This is a genomic window from Enterococcus timonensis (assembly GCF_900104595.1).
GTDB classification, from domain to species: domain Bacteria; phylum Bacillota; class Bacilli; order Lactobacillales; family Enterococcaceae; genus Enterococcus_J; species Enterococcus_J timonensis.
The window spans coordinates 234,658-256,291 of record NZ_FNVY01000002.1 but is presented as its reverse complement, the minus strand read 5'-3'; the positions used below and the strand labels follow the sequence as shown (position 1 = coordinate 256,291).

Below are 21,634 nucleotides of genomic sequence, written 5' to 3'. Positions count from 1 at the left end.
ACCAAATATTTTAGGAAAAAAATCTTTTTTCTTTTTAAACCTTTTATTTTTTTACTAAAAGTTATACACTAAAAGCAACTACAAAGGAGGATTTCAAATGAGTCGCGATTTTAATGCCGCAGTAAAAAATAATCCCTTAAAGACCCGCTCTGATTTTGAAAAATGTTTAATTGATTTAGTCACTCCCGTTTACCAACAAATGACCGCCGAAAATAAATTAGGTGCCGTCCACCTGAGCGATAGTGCAGCTGTTTACGATGAAAAAAGACGTGATGTTGAGGGATTTTTAAGAACACTTTGGGGCTTAGGACCATTATTTTCCCATGAAGAAGCTTGCCAAAAATATCCCCAACTAAAAATTCAAGCTGAAGACGGCATTATTGCTGGTACTAATCCGGCAAGTGAATTTTACTGGGGGCAATTAAACGACTATGATCAACTTTTTGTGGAGATGGGCTCGTTAGCCACTTATTTGATTGTTACTAAAAAAAGTTTCTATGATCGATTAACGACGCAACAACAACAAAATATATACAACTGGCTTAACCAGATTAACCTCCACACGATTCCTAATACAAATTGGCTCTTTTTTAGAATTTTAGTAAATACTTTCTTTGACTATATCAAGCGCCCCAATGAGCAGCAGCTAACAAAAGATCTCGCTGAAATTGAAACGTACTATTTAGATGACGGCTGGTATTTTGATGGCTACGAAAACCAAATCGATTATTATATTCCTTTTGGCATGCAATATTATGGTTTGCTTTTTTCGATTCTTACTAAAGATAAAAATATTCCGGCTGTTAAAAATTTCTTAGCGCGTGGTAGTCAATTTGCGCAAACTTTTAAAGATTGGTTTGTCAAAGACGGAACAGCCCTGCCTTTTGGTCGAAGCTTAACCTATCGTTTCGCCCAAAGTAGTTTTTTTGCCATCGCTTCAGTGGCTCAGCTAGACTATGAAAATTTTTCTACAGCTGAAAGTAAATATTTATTGCTCCAAAATATGCGTCAGTGGTTTGCTCGGCCCATTTTTACTGCAGAAGGATTTTTGTCGATTGGTTATGGCTATCCGAATTTGATTATGGGCGAAGGATACAACGCACCGGGATCTCCTTACTGGTCTTTTAAAAATTTTATCGTCCTTCTATTAGATAATAACGATTCGTTTTGGCAGGTCTCAGAAAAATCCCCACAATGGAATGAAAAAGAAAGCAATCCGTATACTCACCAAATTTTGCGCCACGATGCCAGCGGTCAAGATTTAACTGTTTTTACTATGGGGCAACATTCACACGAACATGCTCACGGTGAGGCCAAATATGAAAAATATGCCTACTCCACTACTTTTGGTTTTAGCGTCGCCAAAGGATCTGTTTTACCGAAACAAGGTGCCTTTGACTCGACCCTCGCTGTTTCGTCAACTGAAAATCATTTACAAACTGTTTTTGGCTACGATGATTATTGCGTCCACGAAAATTATTTATATGGCAAATGGACGCCATTTCCTGGCACGACGATTGAAACTTTTGTCATTCCTAGTTATCCTTGGCATCTACGGCTCCATATCATTAATAATCAGCAGACGCTTTTTATCCAAGGGGGAAGTTTTTCAGCCCCCGATGATGGGCAACTTTTAAAAGATTCTAAAGAAATGACTCTTTACCAAAGTTCAGTTGGGACTACTGCTGCCTTAGCGCTCACCGATAATTGGCAGACTGAATTACAAATGCCTGAACCTAATACGAATGTCCTTTATGCAAAAACAGTTTTGCCAATTTTAAAAGGAACCATCCGGCCTGGAAAAAATTTCCTAGCAGCAGCTTTTCTCGGCGCGGGTCATCAAAGCTATCCGTTAGAAAAATTGCCAAGTTACACTTTGAATGGTAATTTGCTAACCTTCACCACTTCTGAAGAAATAATTTCCATTCATTTATCAGAACTCTAAAAAAACCTCACTGGAAAATTTTCCAGTGAGGTTTTTTTATTTAAAATTAAGCTTTATTTGTTGAACCGAACCATTCGATACGATCTACAACAAGTTGTTCGATTGCTTTTGTTCCTGGTGCTAATAATTTACGAGGGTCAAAACCTTTATCATCATGGTCTTTACCTTCTTCAATATATTTGCGAGTAGCAGCAGCAAATACTTGTTGACATTCAGTATTTACGTTGACTTTAGAAATCCCCATTGAAATAGCTTTTTGAACTTGTTCTTTAGGAATCCCAGAACCACCGTGTAATACTAAAGGCACATCTGGGCCTAAAGCATCAGTGATTTCTTTTAAATGACCGAAGTCTAAACCAACCCAGTTTTCTGGGTAAACGCCGTGGATATTACCAATCCCACATGCTAAGTAATCTAAACCAGTCGCAGCCATTTGGATACATTCGTTAACGTCAGCTAATTCGCCGCTACCGATAATACCGTCTTCTTCGCCGCCGATTGTTCCAACTTCACATTCAACTGAAACGCCTTTTGCGTGAGCTTTAGCTACAACGTCTTTAGCTTTTTCCAAGTTTTCAGCAAATGGTAAATGAGAGCCGTCAAACATAACGGAGTTGTAACCAATTTCGATACATTCTAAAGCATCTTCATAAGCACCATGATCTAAGTGCAATGCAACTGGTACTGTAATGTTCATGGATTCTACTGTGTCTCTTACTAAATCGTAACAAACTTTGTAGCCGCCCATGTATTTTGCAGCACCCATGGATGTTTGGATTAAAATTGGAGCATTTGCTTCTTGTGCTCCAGCTAAAATAGCGCGCGTCCATTCTAAGTTGTTGGTGTTAAATCCACCGACAGCATAGCCACTTTTTCTAGCAGCTTTCACAAATTCAGTTCCTCTTACTAAAGGCATATCGTTTCTCCTCCTAAAATGATGAAACTATTTTTTTGTTGAGTTCACTCAACTAACGGCTTAATTTTAACATTGTTTTCAAAACTTGGCTACTATCAAAGTTATTTTTGTAATGAAAGTCACAGATTTTCATTACAATTTTCATAAAAAATAGACACCGAGACAATAATGTCGTCTCCATGTCTATTCCGGTATTCACCGCGATTTTTTGTTCACCTATTAGACGGGATAAAAATCGCCATGCCTATTTATCTTCGGGTTCGGTGAAAAATTCTTCGACTTCTTCTTCATCGTCGTCATCATCATCATCGACAACAATTGTTAGCTCGTCTTCGATGCTACCTTCGACTTCTTCTTCGTCATCGGTCACTTCGTCTGCGCCGATTTCTTTGAGATCTTTATTATAAACGGCGATTTCTTCTTCATCATCGTCATCGTCGTCATCATATAAATCATCATCGTCATCATCTAAATCGGCATCTTCTGGATCGTCATCATTGTAATCAATGGCGTCATCATCTTCAGCACCGGCCAAAAAGGCGTTCACTTTTTTCTTTTTCTTTTTCTTTGGCAGATCTTCTTCATCTTCATCGGCGTGAGTCACTTCTTCATCGACAGAATCGATCGGATACCAGCTACGCAAGCCCCAACGATTGTCCCCTAAAGAAATAAAACTCCCATCAATATTTAAATCAGTATAAAATTGTGCTAATTCTTCACGAACATCTTGATTGGCTTTATTTAAATAATTTTGAATTTGGTTCACTAAATCGGTGAACTCCATCACTTCGTTTTTTTGTTCTAAAATGGCATGAGCCACTTCGATCATGGAAAGTTCTTCCCGAATGTCGTTTTCTAATCCTTTAATTTCCAAGTGTGCACGTCCTTTCCCAGTCTGCAATTTATCATACAATATTTACCAATGAAAGTAAACGTCAGACCAACATTTTCTACTATAAATAGTTAAAATATTGGCTGTTAAAAAGGCAGAAAATTATGCTGTAAAATTTAATTTCATTTGGTAGCTACCCATCAGCTCATCTTGCAAAAACAAATCATAATCTAGCGTCAAAATTCCTGAAGTTGGTCGATCTTTTAAGGAAAAATGCAAATATTTCGTAAAACTTTCAATCGTAAATAAACCAAATGGTGTTCGATAAGTCATGGGGATTTTTTTCTGATAGGAAAATTTCAAGCGCGAGTGAAGTTCTTTGCCGCGCATAATTTGGACGATGCCATCAGGTTCGATTTTAATTGTCACTGGAATTTCTGTCAGCTCATCTGATTGCAGCTCGCTGTAGCGAATATATAATGTGTCGCCAATTTTTACTAACTGGCCTTTTCCATCGAAGACAAAGTCAGAATTTTCCTCTTTTTGCTGGACCTTTGTTTCTAGATGCAATTGAATGGCTTGACCATTTTTTAAATCCACGCCCATTCCTCCTTAAACATACTATATTTATTTTCGTAGCTTTTGGGACACTTGTCAAGTACGGGCGCTGTCTTTCTTTTATTTTCGTCCTTAAAAAGGTGCAGCTGACAAATTTTTTTAATTTCAACTTGAGGTTAAATTTTTTTGTCAGGTATATTTTTCAGATATAAATAAAAATTCAGTCCGCTTTGCTTTGGATGTTTCTCAGGGACACGCTGAAACTCCCTGAAGCCGAGTTTTTCATATAATTTCACAGCTGGTAAATTCGTATCGGCGACTTCTAAGGCGTATTCCTTAAATGGCGTTGTCTGTTGAATATGTTGAATAATACGTGTGGCCACGCCTTGTCCAAAAAATTCAGCGTCCGTTGCCACAAACTCAATCATCCCCATATTTTCTGGAATAGAAAAAGGATAAGGTTTATCTTCAAATTCCTTTTTTAAAATTCGATACGCTAGTGTTCCTTTCCAGAAACCTAGATGCTGGCGAAATTCTTTTTGAACTAAGTGAACAGAAGGATTCTCTGGCCGGGCACAAGCGGCAAATCCCGCGACTTTTTCATCAATCATCGCAACATAAAAAACATCCGGATTAAAAATATGGGCAAATGTTTTGGTGAGTTTTTTTTGATCTTTAGAAAAAAATTTCAACCATTGATAAAATCCTTCCACAAAAATCTTGCTCACTTTAAAACTGACATCGGATCTTACTTCATTCATTTTCATTATTTCCATTGTCCACACCACTTTTCTGTATTTTTCCCTCTAATAATTATACCAAAGAAAACTTTTTTTAAACAAAGTAAAACAAACGAAAATTTAGTGGAAATTCCCTTTAAATAGCGAAAAAAGGCCTTTTTTGCGTATTTTGTTATATACTGGAAGTATATTATGTGAAAGTAGTGACGTCTGTGAAAAACGCCCATCTTTATGATGAAAAAATTCAAGAAAATCGCTTGCTGAATTTTGCTTTAACCGATTATTTAATTGATTGGGTCCAAACGCAAAAAGAGCCCGTTTTACATTTCTGGCAATTGCCGGAAACATTTATTTTAGGGATGAAGGATTTGCGGGTGGATGATTTAAAAAATGGTTTAAAAATAATTGCTAAAAGTAATTATCAACCGGTTGTCCGTAACGCTGGCGGGCTGGGGGTGCTCAACGATGCGGGCATTTTAAATATTTCTTTGTTTTTGCCAAATCCCCAGCGGAAAATTTCTGTCGACAATGCCTACCAAATCATGACAGAATTAATTCAAAAAGCACTGGGTACCGCGGAATTTCCAATTGAAGCTTATGAAATTTCTGATTCTTATTGTCCTGGAAAATATGATTTATCGATTCACGGCAAGAAAATCGCCGGCATCGCCCAACGTCGACTGAATGAAGGCATTGCTGTGATGCTTTATTTGTCAGTGGATGGCCCGCAACTGGCCCGCGGCGAATTAGTAAAAAATTTTTATCAAGCCGCTTTAAAAGAAAATTTCGGCGCACGTGGTTATCCGGCAGTAAATCCTGCTGTGATGAAAAATCTCAATGATTTTTATCCAGTGAATGTCACTAGTGTCAAAGAAAAAATAACGATCGCCTTTGCTGATTATTTTGCCACCGACATTTCTGAAATTGTTATTAAAGAACAACTCAAAAAAACTGCCGCTCAATTGTTTTTACAAGAAAAATTTACCAAAATGACCGAGCGCAATGAAACGCTCCATCAATTATTTCAGGAGGTAAAAAATAATGACCCCTTATAAAGAGCAACTCTTACCCTTAGAAAAAGTTTTTCGCGATCCGGTCCATAATTATATTCACGTCCAACATCAAGTGATTCTTGATTTGATTGACACAAAAGAATTTCAACATTTGCGCCGGATTAAGCAATTAGGTACTACATCATTTACGTTTCATGGAGCCGAGCATACCCGTTTTTCTCACTCGTTAGGCGTTTATGAAGTGACCCGCCGCATTTGTGATTTTTTCTTGCGGAATTTTCCTAAAGAAAAAATGGGCGCAAAAGGTTGGGACGATTCTGAGCGCCTGGTGGCTTTGTGTGCGGCCTTACTCCACGATGTCGGTCACGGTCCGTATTCCCATACTTTTGAACATATTTTTCATACGAACCATGAAGAAATTACCCAACAAATTATTACTAGTCCGGAAACAGAAATTTATCAAGTCTTGAATCGCGTGGAAGCAGGATTTCCCGAAAAAATTGCCCAAGTCATTGCCAAAACGTATCCCAATCCGCAAGTCGTGCAAATGATTTCTTCACAAATCGATGCTGATCGGATGGATTATTTATTGCGGGATGCTTATTATACTGGCACGGAATATGGAACGTTTGATTTAACGCGGATTTTGCGGGTGATTCGTCCTTATGAAAATGGCATCGCCTTTCAAATTAACGGCATGCATGCCGTAGAAGATTACATTGTTTCCCGTTATCAAATGTATGTCCAAGTTTATTTTCATCCGACGAGTCGCGGAATGGAAGTGATTTTAGATCATTTATTAAATCGGGCCCATTTTTTATTTCAAAAAAATCCGGATTTCTTCAATTACTCGGCGCCTTTATTGGTTCCTTTTTTAAAACAAGATTTCACTTTGCAAGATTATTTAATGTTAGACGACGGCGTTTTGAATACTGCCTTTTTACAATGGCTGAAAGCTCCTGATAAAATTTTAGCCGATTTAGCGGCCCACTTTTTGTATCGTAAACCTTTTAAATCAGTGCAATTTAATTCTGAAACCGACCTTGAAAAATTGAATCAAATGAAAAATATTATTGAAGAAGTGGGTTATCCAACTCAATATTATACGGCGATTAATTCTAGTTACGATCTGCCTTATGATTTTTATCGTCCGGAAGCCATTAGTCATCGCACGCAAATTGAACTACTGGAACCAGATGGCACTTTAATTGAACTTTCCCAGATTTCACCACTAGTAGCTGCACTTGCAGGCCAAGGACAAAAAGATGAGCGTTTTTATTTTCCAAAAGAAATGTTAAAATGTGAAGAGCAAAGCCAATTATTTGAAAAAAAATATCAAGCATTTCAAGATTTTATTTTAAATGGAAAAATTAAATAAGTGGGGATTTTATGACAATTAAACTTGTAACTATCGATATTGACGGCACTTTGCTTAACAGTCGCCGCGAAATTTTACCTGCAGTAAAAGAGGCTATTGCCCGCGCTAATAATGCTGATGTGAAAATTGTTTTATGTACCGGTCGGCCTTTTACAGGCGTGAAAAACTTTTTGGCCGAACTGGATATCACAGGTCCTGAAAATTATGTAGTGACTTACAATGGTTCGGTGGTGGAAAATACCGAAAGTAAAACAATTTCCCAACGCCGCCTGACTTACGATAATTATTTAGAGATTGAAGCTATGAGTCGCAAAATTTTTACGCCGGTGCATATTCATCTGAATGATCCGGCACATTTAGTCTGTGTGAATCGCAATATTAACAAATATTCGGTTTATGAATCCTTTTTAGTAGATATTCCTTTAATGTATCGATCGCCGGAAGAAATTACGCCCCAAGATCAAATTATTAAAATGATGTACATTAATGAAGAAGAAAAGTTGGGGACCGCTCTAGCCCAACTGCCAAAAGATTTTTACGAAAAATATACTTGTGTCCGCTCAGAACGTTTCTTTTTTGAAATTTTAAATAAGAAAGCTTCTAAAGGCCAAGCTTTGTTAGATCTTTGCGCGCATTTGAATATTGATGTTAAAGAAACGATGGCCATTGGCGACAATGAAAATGATTTATCCATGATTGAAACAGCTGGCATTGGTGTGGCGATGGGTAATGCGGTGGAGCTTGTCAAAAACGCCGCCGACTTTGTTACTAAAACCCATGATGAAGCTGGCGTCGCTTTTGCTTTAGAAAAATTCGTCCTCTAATTAAAAATAACCGGTAAAACTTTAGCCAAGCAGCTAATTTTTTACCGGTCTTTTTTGTTTAAAGAAACTCAATTTTTTTCTCCACTCGATTTTTGCCAACATGGGTCCTTACAAAACTTGGCAAAATCAAACTAACCAATAGACACAAAATAAATCCTGTCACCAAGCGCGGCAATACATTACTTTCAAAAGGCGGAAGTAAAGGAATCACAATTCCCAGCGGAAAAATTAACAATAAGCTGCGGGGAATTTTAGCCAGGCGAAATTTTTTCCATAACAAAGAAAAAACGACGAGACCAGAAAGTAAACTAAATAATAAGATTGGCGATGTGACTTTTAATTCGTTGCCTAGTAAATGGAACTCTCCGATGGCCATCCATTCTTTAACAAATTCTCGATATTTCCAATCTGTTAAATAACGAGCGTCATCAACAATTAGTCTTTGTGTTTCAAAATATAAAAATAACCCCATCACTAATCCTTCAACAACTGTCCAAATCAATAAACCATAGCGCGTTAATTTATTCATCCGATCCACCGCTTTCGCCTCTTTTTTTCAAATTGTACACTTTTATTAAAAAAAAACAATATTTACTCATTTATTTCTTTCCAAAATCAAAAAAAGCCATTCGTTTTTAATAACGAATGACTTTTTTGCTTTAACGATGATCTTTTAAACGGACGACCACGCGAAACTGGCGTTCAGGATGTTGATGTAAATCAACACTTTGAATTTCGGCTTCTAAAAATTCCCCGTAGCCAAAAAATAAAAGGGAAAACAACCAGCTATTTTTTTGTGCAGGGACATAGCCAATTTTTTTATCGTGAAAATAAATAGCGACAGCTTCTTGGTCAAACGGATTACTGGTCTCTATTTGCAGTTGCAAAGGTGAACCGATTTCCAGTTCATTGGCCACTTTCGTTCCATCCCAGTAAGCAAAACCAGCCAAATGAAAATCTAATAAATAACGACTCGGTTGATATACTTCCATTATTTCTCTCCTGAAAAAATATTTTTTTAAAAAATTATTTAACGACCATCACATTGCATGGGGCGTGAGTGACAACAAAATTAGTTGTGGAACCAAGTAAGACGCGTTCAATGGCGCCTTTACCAGTGGCACCCATCACGATTAAATCGTAATGATATTTTTCTGGTAAATCTTTGGCAATAACTGATTTTGGCGAGCCAACTTCGATAATTTTTTCTACGGTTAATCCATCGGCAAAACTATTCACGAGAACATCCATCACCATTTGCGCGGCTTCTTTTTGAGCAGTCATGGCTTCTGCCACACCGTAACCGTCTCCCCACAAATTCGTCGTATCCGCCACAGCAGCGACTGTTAATTTCCCTTGATTGCGTTTGGCAATGGCCACCGCTTCGATAAAGGCTGTTTGTGCTTGTTCGGACTCGTCAACAGCAACTAAAATATTTTCATAATGATCATGCATATTGTTCCCTCCATTCTTTTTCTTAATCATACTTCACTTTTTTAAAAACTACAAAAAAGAACTGCGCCAAATGTCTAGCGCAGTTCTTTTAGAAGTTTTCTCACAACCTATTTTTCGGTGTGAGAAAAGCTGGAGCTAGAGAAAAAGACAAAATACTTCCTGAGCGCAAGCACTCATCCACCATTTTGCTATTTTCTTACGTCCCAAACCACTTTTTCTCACAACCTATTTTTCGGTGTGAAAATTGGTGTCCCTAGGAAAATAGATAAAATGCCTACTGATTGTTACACAATCATTCACCATTTTCCTAATTTTCTACGGGCCAACCCCCAATTTCTCACAACTTATTTTTCAAAACTTCACTGTAGGCGAAAATTAATGGGGCTACTCCTTTGGCATCGTTTTGAACTTTTGGTTCGGAAATATAATATTCAAATGAACCGTCGCGAACTTTTACTGTTCCGCGTCCGTTCATGCCCCCAAGTCCCGCTACTAAACAAATATCATTTAAAGCAAATCCATCTTGATCGTTGCTTAATTTTTCCGAAACGACATGTTCCAAAATTTCTTTTCCCCGTTCAAAATTTTCGCTAGCAATAATTTCCAAACGAGCAGCTTTCATCAAAGTATAACTAATGGCACATGATCCTGAAGTCTCCAAATAATTTCCTTCACGTCCACCTAAATCAGTCACTTGATAAAATAATTTTGAATCGGCATCTTGGAATTTCAATAAAGACGCTAACAAATCATTTAATTGTTTGCTTAAACTATTTTTTTCAGCGGCGAATTTTTCTGGCAAAAGAGCAATTGTGTCCACTAAAGCCATCGCGTACCAGCCGAGACTCCGAGTCCAAAAATGTTTGCTTAAGCCGGTTTTTTTATCGGCCCAAAATAATTGACGACTCTCATCGTACCCATGATAAAACAACCCAGTTTCTTGATCTTTCATTAACTTTTCGACATTTTCAAATTGCGCCATTATATCTTTAATGTTTTTCCCGTCGTTAAAAGTTAGCTCATATTGCACGTAAAATGGTTCCACCATATACAAACCATCCAACCAAACTTGATACGGATAAACTAATTTATGCCAAAAGCTGCCTTCATTAGTCCGCGGTTGCCATTTGACTTGCGTATATAATTTATCTAAGGCCAGACGATATTTTTCTTTGCCGGTTTTTTCCAACAAGGCAAAAAGCAATTTCCCTTCGTTAATCGAATCTGAATTATAAACAATCAATTCATATCCTAAAATCGAGCCATCTTCTTCAATATAATAGTCGATGAAATTATCCAAAAACTCGATATATTTTTCTTCACCGGTGGCTTCATACATATTTAATATGGCCATCCCCATCGCGCCGTCCACATAACTCCAATGAGCAGGCTTGTTTTCTAAAATAGCTTCCATGTTCCAAACAGGTTTGTCTGGTGTAGATTTTTCCATTAATTCATCTAAATATTGTTTGATTTGCTTCATTAATTTTCAATCCTCCACTTTTTTTCTACAAAAAAATCGCGCCAGAAAAAAGCTACTGGCGCGATTTATTTTAAGCTCTTACTAATTTCGTGTGGGTCGCTTCTTCATGGCCGCCCATTTTCCCTGCCAACATCGGCAAACAAATGAAATAACAGCTCATCAACTTACACAAAATTTCTCGTTGCATCATGACCGCTACCGGCACATTTTTTCGAATCTTATCTGTAGAAATTACTTTTAATTGGAAAAATGCTTTGCCGATCGTTTGACCGGTTGTCATAAATGGAAATTGCACGCCGTAAGTCACTAAGGCGATTACGACAATGCCTAAAATCGCTAAGACAACATCATTTCCAATAAATTTCCCTACAAATGGAACGAGGAAACCGAATGTCCCAAAAATGATGAGTAAGCCAACAATTAAATCAATCACTTGCGCCATTATTCGTTTCATTAAAAGCATCTCTTACTCCTCTTTTCGTTTATTCTTTCCCACCTGTTGTAGCAACACCATCGACAAAGTAACGAGAGCCCATAAAGAACAAGGCAACCATTGGCAATAGACCTAGTGTTGATGCTGCAAAGACTCGTCCGTACGAAATCATATTTTCGCCATCCATCTGTTGTTTCATAATAATGGATAGTGTGGCTTTATCAGCCGAGTTCAAGTAAATTAATGGTCCTTGGAAATCGTTCATGCCCCACATGAAACATAAAAGAGCAACGGTAATTAAAATTGGTTTAATTACTGGCACAATGACTTTAAATAAAATTTGAAAATCATTACAACCATCCATTACAGCTGCTTCATCTAATTCGCGCGGTACTGTCCGCATGAATTGAATAATCATAAAGACAAAGAACGATGATGATGCAAAAATATCAGCCACAAACAAACTGGCAAATGTATCTAGTAAACCAACTTCCCGATACAATAAATATAACGGAATTCTAAAAGCTAATTCTGGCATCAATAAAGTAACAATAACTGCACCGAAAACAAATTTTTTCCCTTTAAATGATTTACGAGCAATGACATAAGCTGTTAGTAAACAAGAAAGAACAGTAAAAATTGTTTTTGGTACTAAAAATTTCAACGTATTTAAAAAGTAAAACCAAATTGTGTGATCTTTAGTAATTTGCCAAGCAGAAGCAAAGTTCCCTGTATTGGCCCGTCCTTTAGGTGGAAATAAACTTAGCGTTCCAAAAATATCTTGATTTTCTTTAAACGCTGAGCCAATCATCCAAAAGAGCGGATAAATCAAAATAATTCCCACCAAAATAAGCAAGGTGTAGCGAATCACTTGATTGATTCTTCGTTGTGTGCGATTCATTTCCATTATTTTTCACTCCTAATCATTGTAGAACACCCATTTGTTGGAAGTGCGGAAGACAATCAATGTCAACACCCCAATAATGGCCAGTAAAATCCAAGTTAAAGCCGACGCGTAACCGTAGTTCCCATTTTGGAAGGCTTGATCGTAAATATAAAGATTTAAGAAATACGTCGCCTTATTCGGTCCGCCTTTGGTAATTAAGTAAGCCGAGTTAAATTCTTGGAATGCTTTTACCAAGACGTTAATCATGTTAAACAAAATGACTGGTGTAATAATCGGAATCGTAATGCTAACTAATTGGCGGAATTTACCAGCGCCATCAATTTCAGCTGCTTCATAAACGGATTTAGAAACACCTTGTAAAGCCGATAAGAAAATCAACATAGTAGAACCAAATTGCCAAGTCTTCAAAATAATTAAAGTGAACACGGCAAATGTTGGATTCTTGGTCCAGTTAATAGCCACATCGCCACCAAAATTAAAAATACTTAAAACCGTATTGACTGGTCCGTTGACATCAAAAAGCATCGTCCATAAAATCGAGACCGCAACGTTACCTCCGAGAATCGACGGAATATAATAAGCCGTCCGGAAAAAGTTTACGCCTTTTAGTTTGAAATTTAAAATAGCCGCTACGATGAAGGCCACAATAATAACTGCTGGCGTTCCGATTAACACGTATTTTAAAGTGGCTACAATCGAAGCCCGGAACGTATCATCGGTGGTGAAAATGTCGAGATAGTTTTGAAAACCAACAAATTCTGGTTCACCTAAGATTGGGTATTCTTGTAATGAATAAATAAATGAAGCAATGATTGGATAGACTTTAAACACAATAAAGCCAATTAACCACGGAAGTAACATGACTAAAACTAGCCAATTCATTTTCCGGGTATGTTTTTTTGTTTGTCCTTTCGACATCGTGGTTCGTCCCCTCTTTTAAAACTACACATTTCTTTGATATGTATCACGTATCAAAAAAAGATTGGAAAGCGGAAAAATTTTTACAACATTTATTTTTCCGCTTTGCCCCTCTTTATTAGCGCTTATTCTAAATAATATTTGTCTAAAGCAGCTTGTTGTTTTTCAACATATTCTTTGGCAGCTTCTTCAGCAGTTGATTTTCCTGAGCGGAAAGCTTCAACAGCTGTGTAACGTTCGTTACGAACATTTTCATCTTCAAAGTAAGGGTCCATTACCGTTTGGTCATATTGATCAAGCATAGCGTAACCTTCTTTAACAACACCTTCTAATAAATTATTTTTAACTTGTAATTCATTAGTTACAGTGTTGGAAGAAATTCCTAATGTATCGCCAGATGCAACAACAGCAGCTTCATTAGTGAATAAGAAGTTGATGAAGTCAGCAGCAACTTCAGGGTTTTTAGAATGTTTAGAAATAGCATAACCAAAGTTTGGTTTTACATAAATGTTAGGTTTTTGATCTGCAGTTGTTTGTAAGTAAGGTGCAACTGTTAATTCATCTTCAGCTTGGCCTTCTTTATATGAACCAGCCCATTGAGCTAAAGAGTTTGCCCATTCGTAAATACCACCAATTTGTCCGCCGGTCCATTGAGGATTGGCATTTGTTTCAACTGAAGGATCTTGTTCAAATGTTGGCATAGCACCGGAATCTTCTAAAGCTTTATATTCTTCTAAAACTTTTTGAACTTGTTCAACAGTGTAATTTACTTTACCGTCTGTTTGCATTACTTTACCATTTTCGTTAAAGAGCATTTGAGCGATAAATAAATCTTTGGAAACTTCGCCCATATTTTGAATAGCGTATTGGTTGTCAGCACCAGTTGGCGTGTTGTTTGCGCCGATAACTTTACCAGCAGCTTCTAAATCTTCATAGGTTGTTGGAAGTTCTAAGCCGTTTGCTTCGTATAAGCTTTGATTAATTAATGATACCCGACCAGTCATACCGTGTGGTACACCTGCTTGTTCGCCGTCAACTTGCATTGCTTCTAAATAATTGGCATCCCAGTTATCAAGATCTAAAAATTTGGATACTTTATTTAAATCGTAGAAAACATTTTTCCCTTTTCCATAAGAGAAGAGCCAGTTATAGTTGACTTGCATTACATCAGCTTCTGTTTCTCCGGAAAGTTGCGTCAAAATTTTAGCTTGCCAACCATCCCATGCACCATATTCGACATCAACGGTAACATTTGGATTTTCTTTTTCGTAAAGATCAACGACTGCTTGCATCGCTTCATGGCGATTGTCAGCACCCCACCAAGAAAATTTAATCGTGACATCTTCAGTTGGCAATGTGTCTTTAGTACTTGCGCTATCATCCCCACTACCGTTGTTCCCACTACCGCATGCTGCTAACGTTACGATACTAGTCAAAACTAATCCGCTAGCGGCGAGACGTTTTACTAAACTTTTCTTCATCTGCTTTTCCTCCACTTTTTGTGTAATTGTTGAACAAATTTTTCGTCGTATCTGCATACGCTTACCCTAAATATACCTCATTAAAAAAAACAGTCAACCTCTTGAAAGCACTTAAACAAAGGAGTGAACAATTTTGTGCAATTTTATCCAATATTGACTTTCCTTATGAGAAAATTCCGGATGAAAGCATAGCAGGATTTTTTTCAAGAACGCTTGTTATTAAAAGGTTCACGTGCACAAGTCATTTAAGACAGCAAAATTTATAGAACAAAAAAACAAATTTTTTTCAAAAAAAATTTAGCGCGATTTTGATTGATTTTGGTTGATTATTGCTCTTTTTTTGTGAAATATGAAAAATAAAAAAACACTCCGTATAAAACGAAGTGTTTTTAGATTAGGTTGAAAGCGTGGGAAAGATAAAAGATTGTGCATGATTTAATTTGTGAAAACTAGTAATCATTAATATCTCGTAATGACTTTTTGTAGGCACTTTGTTTTTTGCGATAACGGACAGGCGAGGTCTCGACATATTTTTTAAAGACCCGATCAAAATATGTTTTATTTTCGTAACCGACTTTAAGAGAAATTTGGGCAATTGAATCATTTGTATCTTCCAATAGTTTTTGCGCGTGCTGAATTTTTTGAATGTTTGTAAACTCGGTGATGGTTTGGCCGGTACTTTTTTTAAAAATCCGGCTTAAATAAAATTTATCGACAAAAAATAATTTTGCCAATTCATCTAGAGAACCAACTGTGGCATAATTTTTCCGAATGTAGTGCGTCACTTGTTGGACCACTTCATTAATTTCTTGTGATTGCGGCGCTAGAGTTTCAGCTTGGCCGGAATTTTTTAAGCGGGCCAAATAAATAAATAACTCCACCATCAACAAGTCAGCTTCTGCTTTAAACATAAAGTTTTTATCCGCTGCTTCTTGGGCGAGGCGGGCAAATAAATGTTCAATATACACTCGATCTTCTTGCGGAATCTGAATCACGCCCCAATTTTTAGCAAAAAAAGCGAGCAAATCAAGATCGAAAGTTTTCATTTGTGGGGCGAATTTTTCTTGTTCAAAAAGAAGTAATACGCGATCATGAAAAATAAATTTTTCTGAATAAGTATTGTGGATTTGACCAGAATTTACTAAAACCAGCGAGCCTGGTTTCACGGCAAACGCACGATCTTCAATAAAAAAATGGCGGCGCCCTTTAATAAAATATTGAATTTCAAATTCTGGGTGCCAATGTTTAATCATATTATAAGCGCCGTCTCGTGTACAGCGATCAATGCGTAAGCCATTCATCATTCCTGCATAAATGGTTTTTTTCATTTTTTCACCTACTCTTTAACGAGTCCTTTAAACAATCCATAAACAAACGCGTTGGCATCAAATTCAGCCAAGTCGTCAATCCCTTCACCTAAGCCAACTAATTTCACTGGCAAATGCAACTTAGAACGAATCGCTAAAACAATTCCACCTTTAGCGGTACCGTCTAATTTTGTTAAAATAATTCCTGATACATCGGTTGTTTCTTTAAATTGTTGGGCTTGTACTAAAGCATTTTGTCCCGTCGTAGCATCAATGACTAATAATACTTCGTGGGGCGCATTGGGAATTTCTTTTTGAATGACTCGTTTAATTTTTTCTAGTTCTTTCATTAAGTTGACTTTGTTTTGCAAACGTCCGGCAGTATCGACTAATAAAAAATCAGCCTTTTCTTTTTTAGCTTGAACAACGGCATCAAAAACCACTGCCGCAGGATCGCCTCCAGGTTGGCTCTTGACTACTGGCACATTGGCGCGCTGGCCCCAGACAACAAGTTGATCAATGGCTCCGGCCCGAAAAGTATCGGCGGCAGCTAAAACAACTTTTTTTCCTTGGCGCTGATAACGAGCAGCCAGTTTGCCGATGGACGTCGTTTTCCCGACACCATTCACGCCGACAAATAGCATGACGGTTAATTCATTTTCTTGAATGTTTAAGCCAGCTTGTTCATCTAAGCCTTCCTCTTCATAAATGGCTACCAATTTTTCCACAATGACATTTTGAATTTCACTCGTTTTTTTGGCATTTTTTAATTTTACTTCTTGGCGCAAACTATCGGTAATGGCAATCGCATTGTCAAAACCAACATCGGCTTCGATTAAAGTTTCTTCTAAGTTTTCGAAAAATTCTTCATCGACAGTCCGAAAATTAGCAAATAATTCATTCAGGCGCTCGCCAAATGTTTTCCGCGTTTTTTCTAAGCCTTTTTCATATTTTTCTTCAGTTTGGGTCTCAACTTTTTCGCCAGTAAAAGCTTGTTTAATTTTGTCAAAAATTCCCATAATATTAGTTTTCTCCTTTCAAAATAAATTTTTCAATGGCAAAAGCAACGCCATCTTCTTGATTTGATTTCGTAATAAAATCGGCTTGTTTTTTCACTTCTGGATTTCCATTTTCCATTACTACGCCAATGCCACACGCTTTAATCATGGACAAATCATTTTCTTCATCGCCAAAACTCATCATTTCAGAAAGTTGAATATTTAATTGTTCTCCTAAAATGGCCAAAGCGCGACCTTTTTCCACCCCTTTTGGTAAAATTTCTAAGAGACAGTCGCGAGATTTCATAATTTCAAACTGAGATTTTAAAGATTCTGGCAAACGCGGTAATTGTTGATCTAAAATCGTTGCGCTGACAGCACTGACCATTTTGTTATAAATCCGGTCTTCTGGTAATTTTTCTGGTGTCGTATTTTGATAAATTAAACGGGGGTTCAAACTTTTGTAAATTGACTCATGGCTAGATGTTTTAAACTCAAATACTTTTTCTTCTGAGACAACTGACAAAGGCAAATTCATTTGGCTAAAGACTTCCGCCACCTGAGGAATTTTTTTGACATCTAAAACGGTTTTGGCTAAAATTTTACCCGTTTTAATTTGTTGGACTAAGCCGCCATTAAAAGTGATGGCATATTCTTTCGGGCCTCGCAGCTCTAACATTTCCACGAAAGGTTGAATTGCCACTAAAGGTCGACCAGTAGTGATGACCACTTTAATCCCTAGCTCTTGTGCTTTTTTCAAAGCATTTTTATTGGCGACAGAGATTTTTTTTTCGTCATTGAGTAAAGTTCCATCTAAATCTAAAGCAAGTAATTTAATCATGATTTTCCTTTCCACTGGTAGTTTTCTGAGCATCTTTCAAAGAAACGGAAAGCACTTTTGAAATCCCCGACTCTTGCATAGTGACGCCATATAAAACATCGCAAGCTTCCATGGTACCTTTGCGGTGAGTCACCACAATAAACTGGCGCTCGGCTTTAAAACTTTGCAAAAAGCGACCGAAGCGATGAACATTGGCCTCATCAAGTGCGGCTTCCACTTCATCTAAAACGGTAAAAGGAACCGGACGGACTTGCAAAATAGCAAATAACAATGTAATTGCCGTTAACGCCCGTTCGCCACCGGAAAGCAAAGTTAAATTTTGCAATCTTTTTCCTGGTGGTTGCGCCTCGATTTCTACTCCCGTATTTAATAAATCATCAGGATCACTTAAGCGCAAGGCCGCCACGCCACCGCCGAACATTTTCGGAAAAATATTTTCAAAAGCGAGGCGAATTTCTTCAAAAGTTTGGCTAAAGCGTTGTTTCACTTCTTGATCCATTTCATCCATTGTTGCAAATAAATGATCTTTAGCTTGCAATAAATCTTCTTTTTGGGCCGCCAAAAATTCATAGCGTTGACTGACTTGTTGGTACTGCTCAATAGCATTTAAATTAACGTTTCCTAAAGCTTGCAAATTATTTTTCAAATCTTTTACTACTTGCATTGCTTCTTCAATGGTCACCGTCAGTTTAAATTCCCGCGCTTTTTCATAAGTTAATTCATATTCTTCTTGGAGAAATTCTAGCGCATGATCTAGTCGTGTTTCTAAGCGAGAATCCTCAGCTTTTCCGGCGGCTAATTTTTTTAAAATTTCTTGGATTTTTTGTTGGTTTTCTTGATTTTGAGCTTCTAACTGATTTAAGGCGACTTGCGCGGTTTGTTTTTTTTCTTTTAAGCGGTCAATTTCTTCAGTTAACAAATTTTGGCGCTCTAAAGCTTGAGCTAATAATTGCGCAATTTGCTCGGGTGATTCAATCATTTGCGAAAAATTCTCGGTCAATTCGCCTTGAATTTGAGTCAGACGTGCAATTTGTTGTTCTTTTTGGGCTGTCTGACTAGCTAGTGATTGGCGCAAATGATTTTGGCTTTCTGTCATAACGGCCAAATTTTTTCGGGCTTCTTGTAACTGTTCATTGGCGGCTGTTTTTAAATTCTCATTATTGGATCCTGTTTGTTCTAGCTGATTCATTTGTGCTTGTAATTTGTTTTTTTGATTTTCTTTGACCGTTAATTGTTCTTCTGACAAAAGGTTGTTTTTTTCAGCTTCTTTTAAATCAATAGTTAAACGATTTAAATCTTGCTTTAAAACTGTTTTTTCTTTTGCTAATTGGTCAAAATCTTTTTGATCGTTAGATAATGCTGCGGCCATTTCTTGAAGAAATTGCCGACCACTTTCTTCATTTTTCCGTAAAATCCCTAAGTCATTTTTTAATTTTTCTTGGGTGCTACTGCTTTGGCTGACTTTTTTTTCATCCTCAGAAACCTCTTGTTCTAAGGTGGCAATTTCTTGAATCAATTGTTCTTGTTGCGCTTTTTGGCTAAGCAGACCTGCTTGATTACTACTAGTAGCCCCACCGGTCATAGATCCGCCGGCGTTCATTACATCTCCTGCTAAGGTGACAATTTTATATTGGTGGCGAATTTTTTTGGCTAATTCAACGGCTTGTGGTAAATCTTTGGCAATAATTGTCGTTCCTAACAAAGAGCGAAAAATAGCTGTTAGTTTTTCAGGAAAAGAAACTAAATCAACCGCCACACCCACTACTCGCGAATCTTGTGCCAATTCTTTTAGTAAATAATCTGGCAAGTGCCGCTCTTTAATCGTTGTTACCGGTAAAAAGGTTGCCCGCCCAAGACGCTTACTTTTTAAATAATGAATAGCAGCACTGGCGGCTTGTTCATTTTCTACTACGACTTGTTGCATCGTCGCGCCCATTGCCGTTTCAATAGCTAAAGTTAAGTTACTGGGAACCGTGACTAATTCGGCTACAGCACCAACAATCCCGGTCAAGTCTTGATTGCGTAAAATACCCCGGACACCTTGATAAAAACCAGAGTGACTGTTAGCAATATCGCTTAAATTTTTCAGTCGGGCTTTTTTTTGTTGCAACGCACCTAACTTTTGATAATACACTTGATGTAATTGTTGTTCATTTTCTTGTAACGAATCCAGTTGTTGTTGTTTATCAGTGACAATTGTTAATAAACGTTGCAATTTTTCGCTAGCTGCTTGTTGGCGATTTCGAAGTTCTTGCAAGTTTTCCGTTAGTTGTTGTTGTTGCTTTTCAATTTCTTTTAATTTTTTTTCAATAACTTCTTGTTGCAATTGTGCTTGTTCTTTTTGGCGTTGGGCGTATTTAGCATCATTTTTGATCGTTGTTTCATCTTGCATCAGTTCGATAAAATCGGCCCGCAAATCAGCCAGTTGTTCTTTGACTGATTTAGAATACTGCAAGACATCCGCTTCTGCTTGTTCTACTATCGCGGCAATTTCATCCATCGTGGCTTGATTTGTTAGCAATTGTTGTTGCTCGTTAATTATTTTTTCTGTCAAACTAGCAATTTCAGCTGCTAAATTAGTTACATTGGCCGTAAGTTCAGCTTTTTTTTCTAAAACATTTTTTTGTTGTTGTTCGAATAATTGTTTTTTACTTTGGGTTTGTTCAAAAGTTTTGGTTACTTCCACCAATTGTGATTGCCCGTGGGTTAGTTTTTCGTCAAAGTTTTGGTGTTGTTCTTTTTGTTTTGCTAATGCCGCTTCTAATTGCTCTTGTTGTTGATTTTTTTCTTGCAACACTTGCGTTAGTTCGGCAATTTTTTCTCGGCCTGTTGTAAAATCTACTTGCCACTGGGCAATTTTTTCAGCGTTTAAGGCCACTTCGACTTCTTTTAATTGAGCTTTAAAGGCGATATATTTTTCCGCTTGCACGGCTTCTAGCTTCAGTGGTGCTAATTGTTCTTGCAGTTCATAAATAATATCGGTCACCCGATTGAGATTATCTTGGGCTTCGAATAATTTTTGTTCGGCTGCCTTTTTCTTTTGCTTATATTTATAAACACCGGCAGCTTCTTCAAAAATCCCCCGGCGCTCTTCCGGTTTAGAATTAAAAATCGCTTCGACTTTCCCTTGCGAAATAATCGAAAAACTTTCTTTACCAAGGCCCGAGTCCATAAAAAGTTCTTGAATATCTCTTAAGCGCGCCCGTTTATGATTAATATAATAATCACTATCGCCGTTACGATTCAAACGACGCGTAACAGAAATTTCAGTAAAATCTAACGGCAAATAGTGATCTTGATTATCCAAGATCACCGTTACTTCAGCAATATTTACCGGCTTACGCGTTTGGGTACCGGCAAAAATAATATCCGGCATTTTCCCGCCCCGCAATGATTTGGCCGATGTCTCTCCTAGCACCCAACGAATGGCTTCAGTAATATTACTTTTCCCCGAACCATTGGGCCCTACAACACCAGTTATTCCTGGTTCAAAACTTAAAATGGTTTTATCGGCAAATGATTTAAAGCCGATGATTTCGATTTTTTTTAAGTGCACAAAAGAACTCCTTGTTTCCATAAGATAAAAAAGTATTGTTCTAAAAAAT

The 21,634-nt window shown here is 37.4% G+C and carries 20 protein-coding genes; 4 read left to right on the top strand and 16 right to left on the bottom strand.

Features of this window, described 5'->3' with window-relative positions; translation table 11 throughout:
* Positions 1-97: 97 nt before the first annotated feature.
* Entirely contained in the window at positions 98-1,945 is a 1,848-nt protein-coding gene (locus BQ5341_RS01560; RefSeq protein ID WP_071130304.1) for a DUF2264 domain-containing protein, read from the top strand.
* A gap of 46 nt (positions 1,946-1,991) precedes the next feature.
* Here the strand turns inward: BQ5341_RS01560 and BQ5341_RS01555 are convergent, their stop codons facing one another.
* The 4 genes from BQ5341_RS01555 to BQ5341_RS01540 form a co-directional block, all read right to left on the bottom strand.
* Positions 1,992-2,861: a class II fructose-bisphosphate aldolase gene (locus BQ5341_RS01555; RefSeq protein ID WP_071130303.1), complete on the bottom strand. Its 870-nt coding sequence runs from the start codon at positions 2,859-2,861 to the stop codon at positions 1,992-1,994.
* 244 nt (positions 2,862-3,105) lie between these two features.
* A complete protein-coding gene (gene rpoE / locus BQ5341_RS01550) occupies positions 3,106-3,735 on the bottom strand; it encodes a DNA-directed RNA polymerase subunit delta (RefSeq protein ID WP_071130302.1) in 630 nt (209 codons plus the stop codon).
* Between the two features lie 120 nt (positions 3,736-3,855).
* On the bottom strand, positions 3,856-4,293 hold the full coding sequence (locus BQ5341_RS01545; RefSeq protein WP_071130301.1) for a YwiB family protein: 438 nt from the start codon (positions 4,291-4,293) through the stop codon (positions 3,856-3,858).
* 134 nt (positions 4,294-4,427) lie between these two features.
* Positions 4,428-5,012, bottom strand: coding sequence for a GNAT family N-acetyltransferase (locus tag BQ5341_RS01540; protein WP_235836351.1), 585 nt, complete (start codon positions 5,010-5,012; stop codon positions 4,428-4,430).
* 173 nt (positions 5,013-5,185) lie between these two features.
* Here BQ5341_RS01540 and BQ5341_RS01535 point away from each other — a divergent pair, with 173 nt between their 5' ends.
* From BQ5341_RS01535 to yidA, 3 genes are read left to right on the top strand one after another with little or no spacing between them, the layout of a single operon-like run.
* On the top strand, positions 5,186-6,046 hold the full coding sequence (locus BQ5341_RS01535) for a lipoate--protein ligase family protein (RefSeq protein WP_106396155.1): 861 nt from the start codon (positions 5,186-5,188) through the stop codon (positions 6,044-6,046).
* The gene (locus tag BQ5341_RS01530; RefSeq protein ID WP_106396154.1) at positions 6,030-7,382 is read left to right on the top strand and encodes an HD domain-containing protein; all 1,353 of its coding nucleotides are present in this window, start codon (positions 6,030-6,032) and stop codon (positions 7,380-7,382) included. The genes BQ5341_RS01535 and BQ5341_RS01530 overlap by 17 nt, the downstream gene beginning before the upstream one ends.
* Positions 7,383-7,393: 11 nt before the next feature.
* Positions 7,394-8,206 (top strand): sugar-phosphatase, encoded by an 813-nt coding sequence (gene yidA, locus BQ5341_RS01525; RefSeq protein WP_071130298.1) that lies wholly within the window; start codon positions 7,394-7,396, stop codon positions 8,204-8,206.
* Positions 8,207-8,264: 58 nt separating this feature from the next.
* Here yidA and BQ5341_RS01520 read toward each other — a convergent pair whose 3' ends face one another.
* From BQ5341_RS01520 to smc, 12 genes are all read right to left on the bottom strand, one after another.
* On the bottom strand, positions 8,265-8,735 hold the full coding sequence (locus BQ5341_RS01520; protein WP_158661719.1) for a hypothetical protein: 471 nt from the start codon (positions 8,733-8,735) through the stop codon (positions 8,265-8,267).
* A gap of 130 nt (positions 8,736-8,865) precedes the next feature.
* Positions 8,866-9,198 carry an HIRAN domain-containing protein gene (locus tag BQ5341_RS01515; RefSeq protein WP_071130296.1) on the bottom strand — a complete coding sequence of 111 codons (333 nt, stop codon included), beginning with the start codon at positions 9,196-9,198 and terminating at the stop codon, positions 8,866-8,868.
* Between the two features lie 34 nt (positions 9,199-9,232).
* Complete coding sequence (locus BQ5341_RS01510; RefSeq protein ID WP_071130295.1) at positions 9,233-9,661, bottom strand: universal stress protein; 429 nt, start codon at positions 9,659-9,661, stop codon at positions 9,233-9,235.
* Between the two features lie 337 nt (positions 9,662-9,998).
* On the bottom strand, positions 9,999-11,144 hold the full coding sequence (locus tag BQ5341_RS01505; RefSeq protein ID WP_071130294.1) for a glycoside hydrolase family 88/105 protein: 1,146 nt from the start codon (positions 11,142-11,144) through the stop codon (positions 9,999-10,001).
* 70 nt (positions 11,145-11,214) lie between these two features.
* Entirely contained in the window at positions 11,215-11,607 is a 393-nt protein-coding gene (locus BQ5341_RS01500; RefSeq protein WP_071130293.1) for an RDD family protein, read from the bottom strand.
* 19 nt (positions 11,608-11,626) lie between these two features.
* Positions 11,627-12,484: a carbohydrate ABC transporter permease gene (locus tag BQ5341_RS01495; RefSeq protein ID WP_106396153.1), complete on the bottom strand. Its 858-nt coding sequence runs from the start codon at positions 12,482-12,484 to the stop codon at positions 11,627-11,629.
* Positions 12,485-12,496: 12 nt separating this feature from the next.
* Positions 12,497-13,402 (bottom strand): carbohydrate ABC transporter permease, encoded by a 906-nt coding sequence (locus tag BQ5341_RS01490; RefSeq protein WP_071130292.1) that lies wholly within the window; start codon positions 13,400-13,402, stop codon positions 12,497-12,499.
* Between the two features lie 125 nt (positions 13,403-13,527).
* On the bottom strand, positions 13,528-14,883 hold the full coding sequence (locus BQ5341_RS01485) for an ABC transporter substrate-binding protein (RefSeq protein ID WP_071130291.1): 1,356 nt from the start codon (positions 14,881-14,883) through the stop codon (positions 13,528-13,530).
* 449 nt (positions 14,884-15,332) lie between these two features.
* Entirely contained in the window at positions 15,333-16,211 is an 879-nt protein-coding gene (locus BQ5341_RS01480) for a helix-turn-helix domain-containing protein (protein ID WP_071130290.1), read from the bottom strand.
* Positions 16,212-16,219: 8 nt separating this feature from the next.
* The gene (gene ftsY / locus BQ5341_RS01475; RefSeq protein WP_071130289.1) at positions 16,220-17,209 is read right to left on the bottom strand and encodes a signal recognition particle-docking protein FtsY; all 990 of its coding nucleotides are present in this window, start codon (positions 17,207-17,209) and stop codon (positions 16,220-16,222) included.
* A gap of 4 nt (positions 17,210-17,213) precedes the next feature.
* Positions 17,214-18,029: a Cof-type HAD-IIB family hydrolase gene (locus BQ5341_RS01470; RefSeq protein ID WP_071130288.1), complete on the bottom strand. Its 816-nt coding sequence runs from the start codon at positions 18,027-18,029 to the stop codon at positions 17,214-17,216.
* A complete protein-coding gene (gene smc / locus BQ5341_RS01465; protein WP_071130287.1) occupies positions 18,022-21,585 on the bottom strand; it encodes a chromosome segregation protein SMC in 3,564 nt (1,187 codons plus the stop codon). Before smc ends, BQ5341_RS01470 begins: the two co-directional genes overlap by 8 nt.
* Between the last annotated feature and the right edge of the window lie 49 nt (positions 21,586-21,634).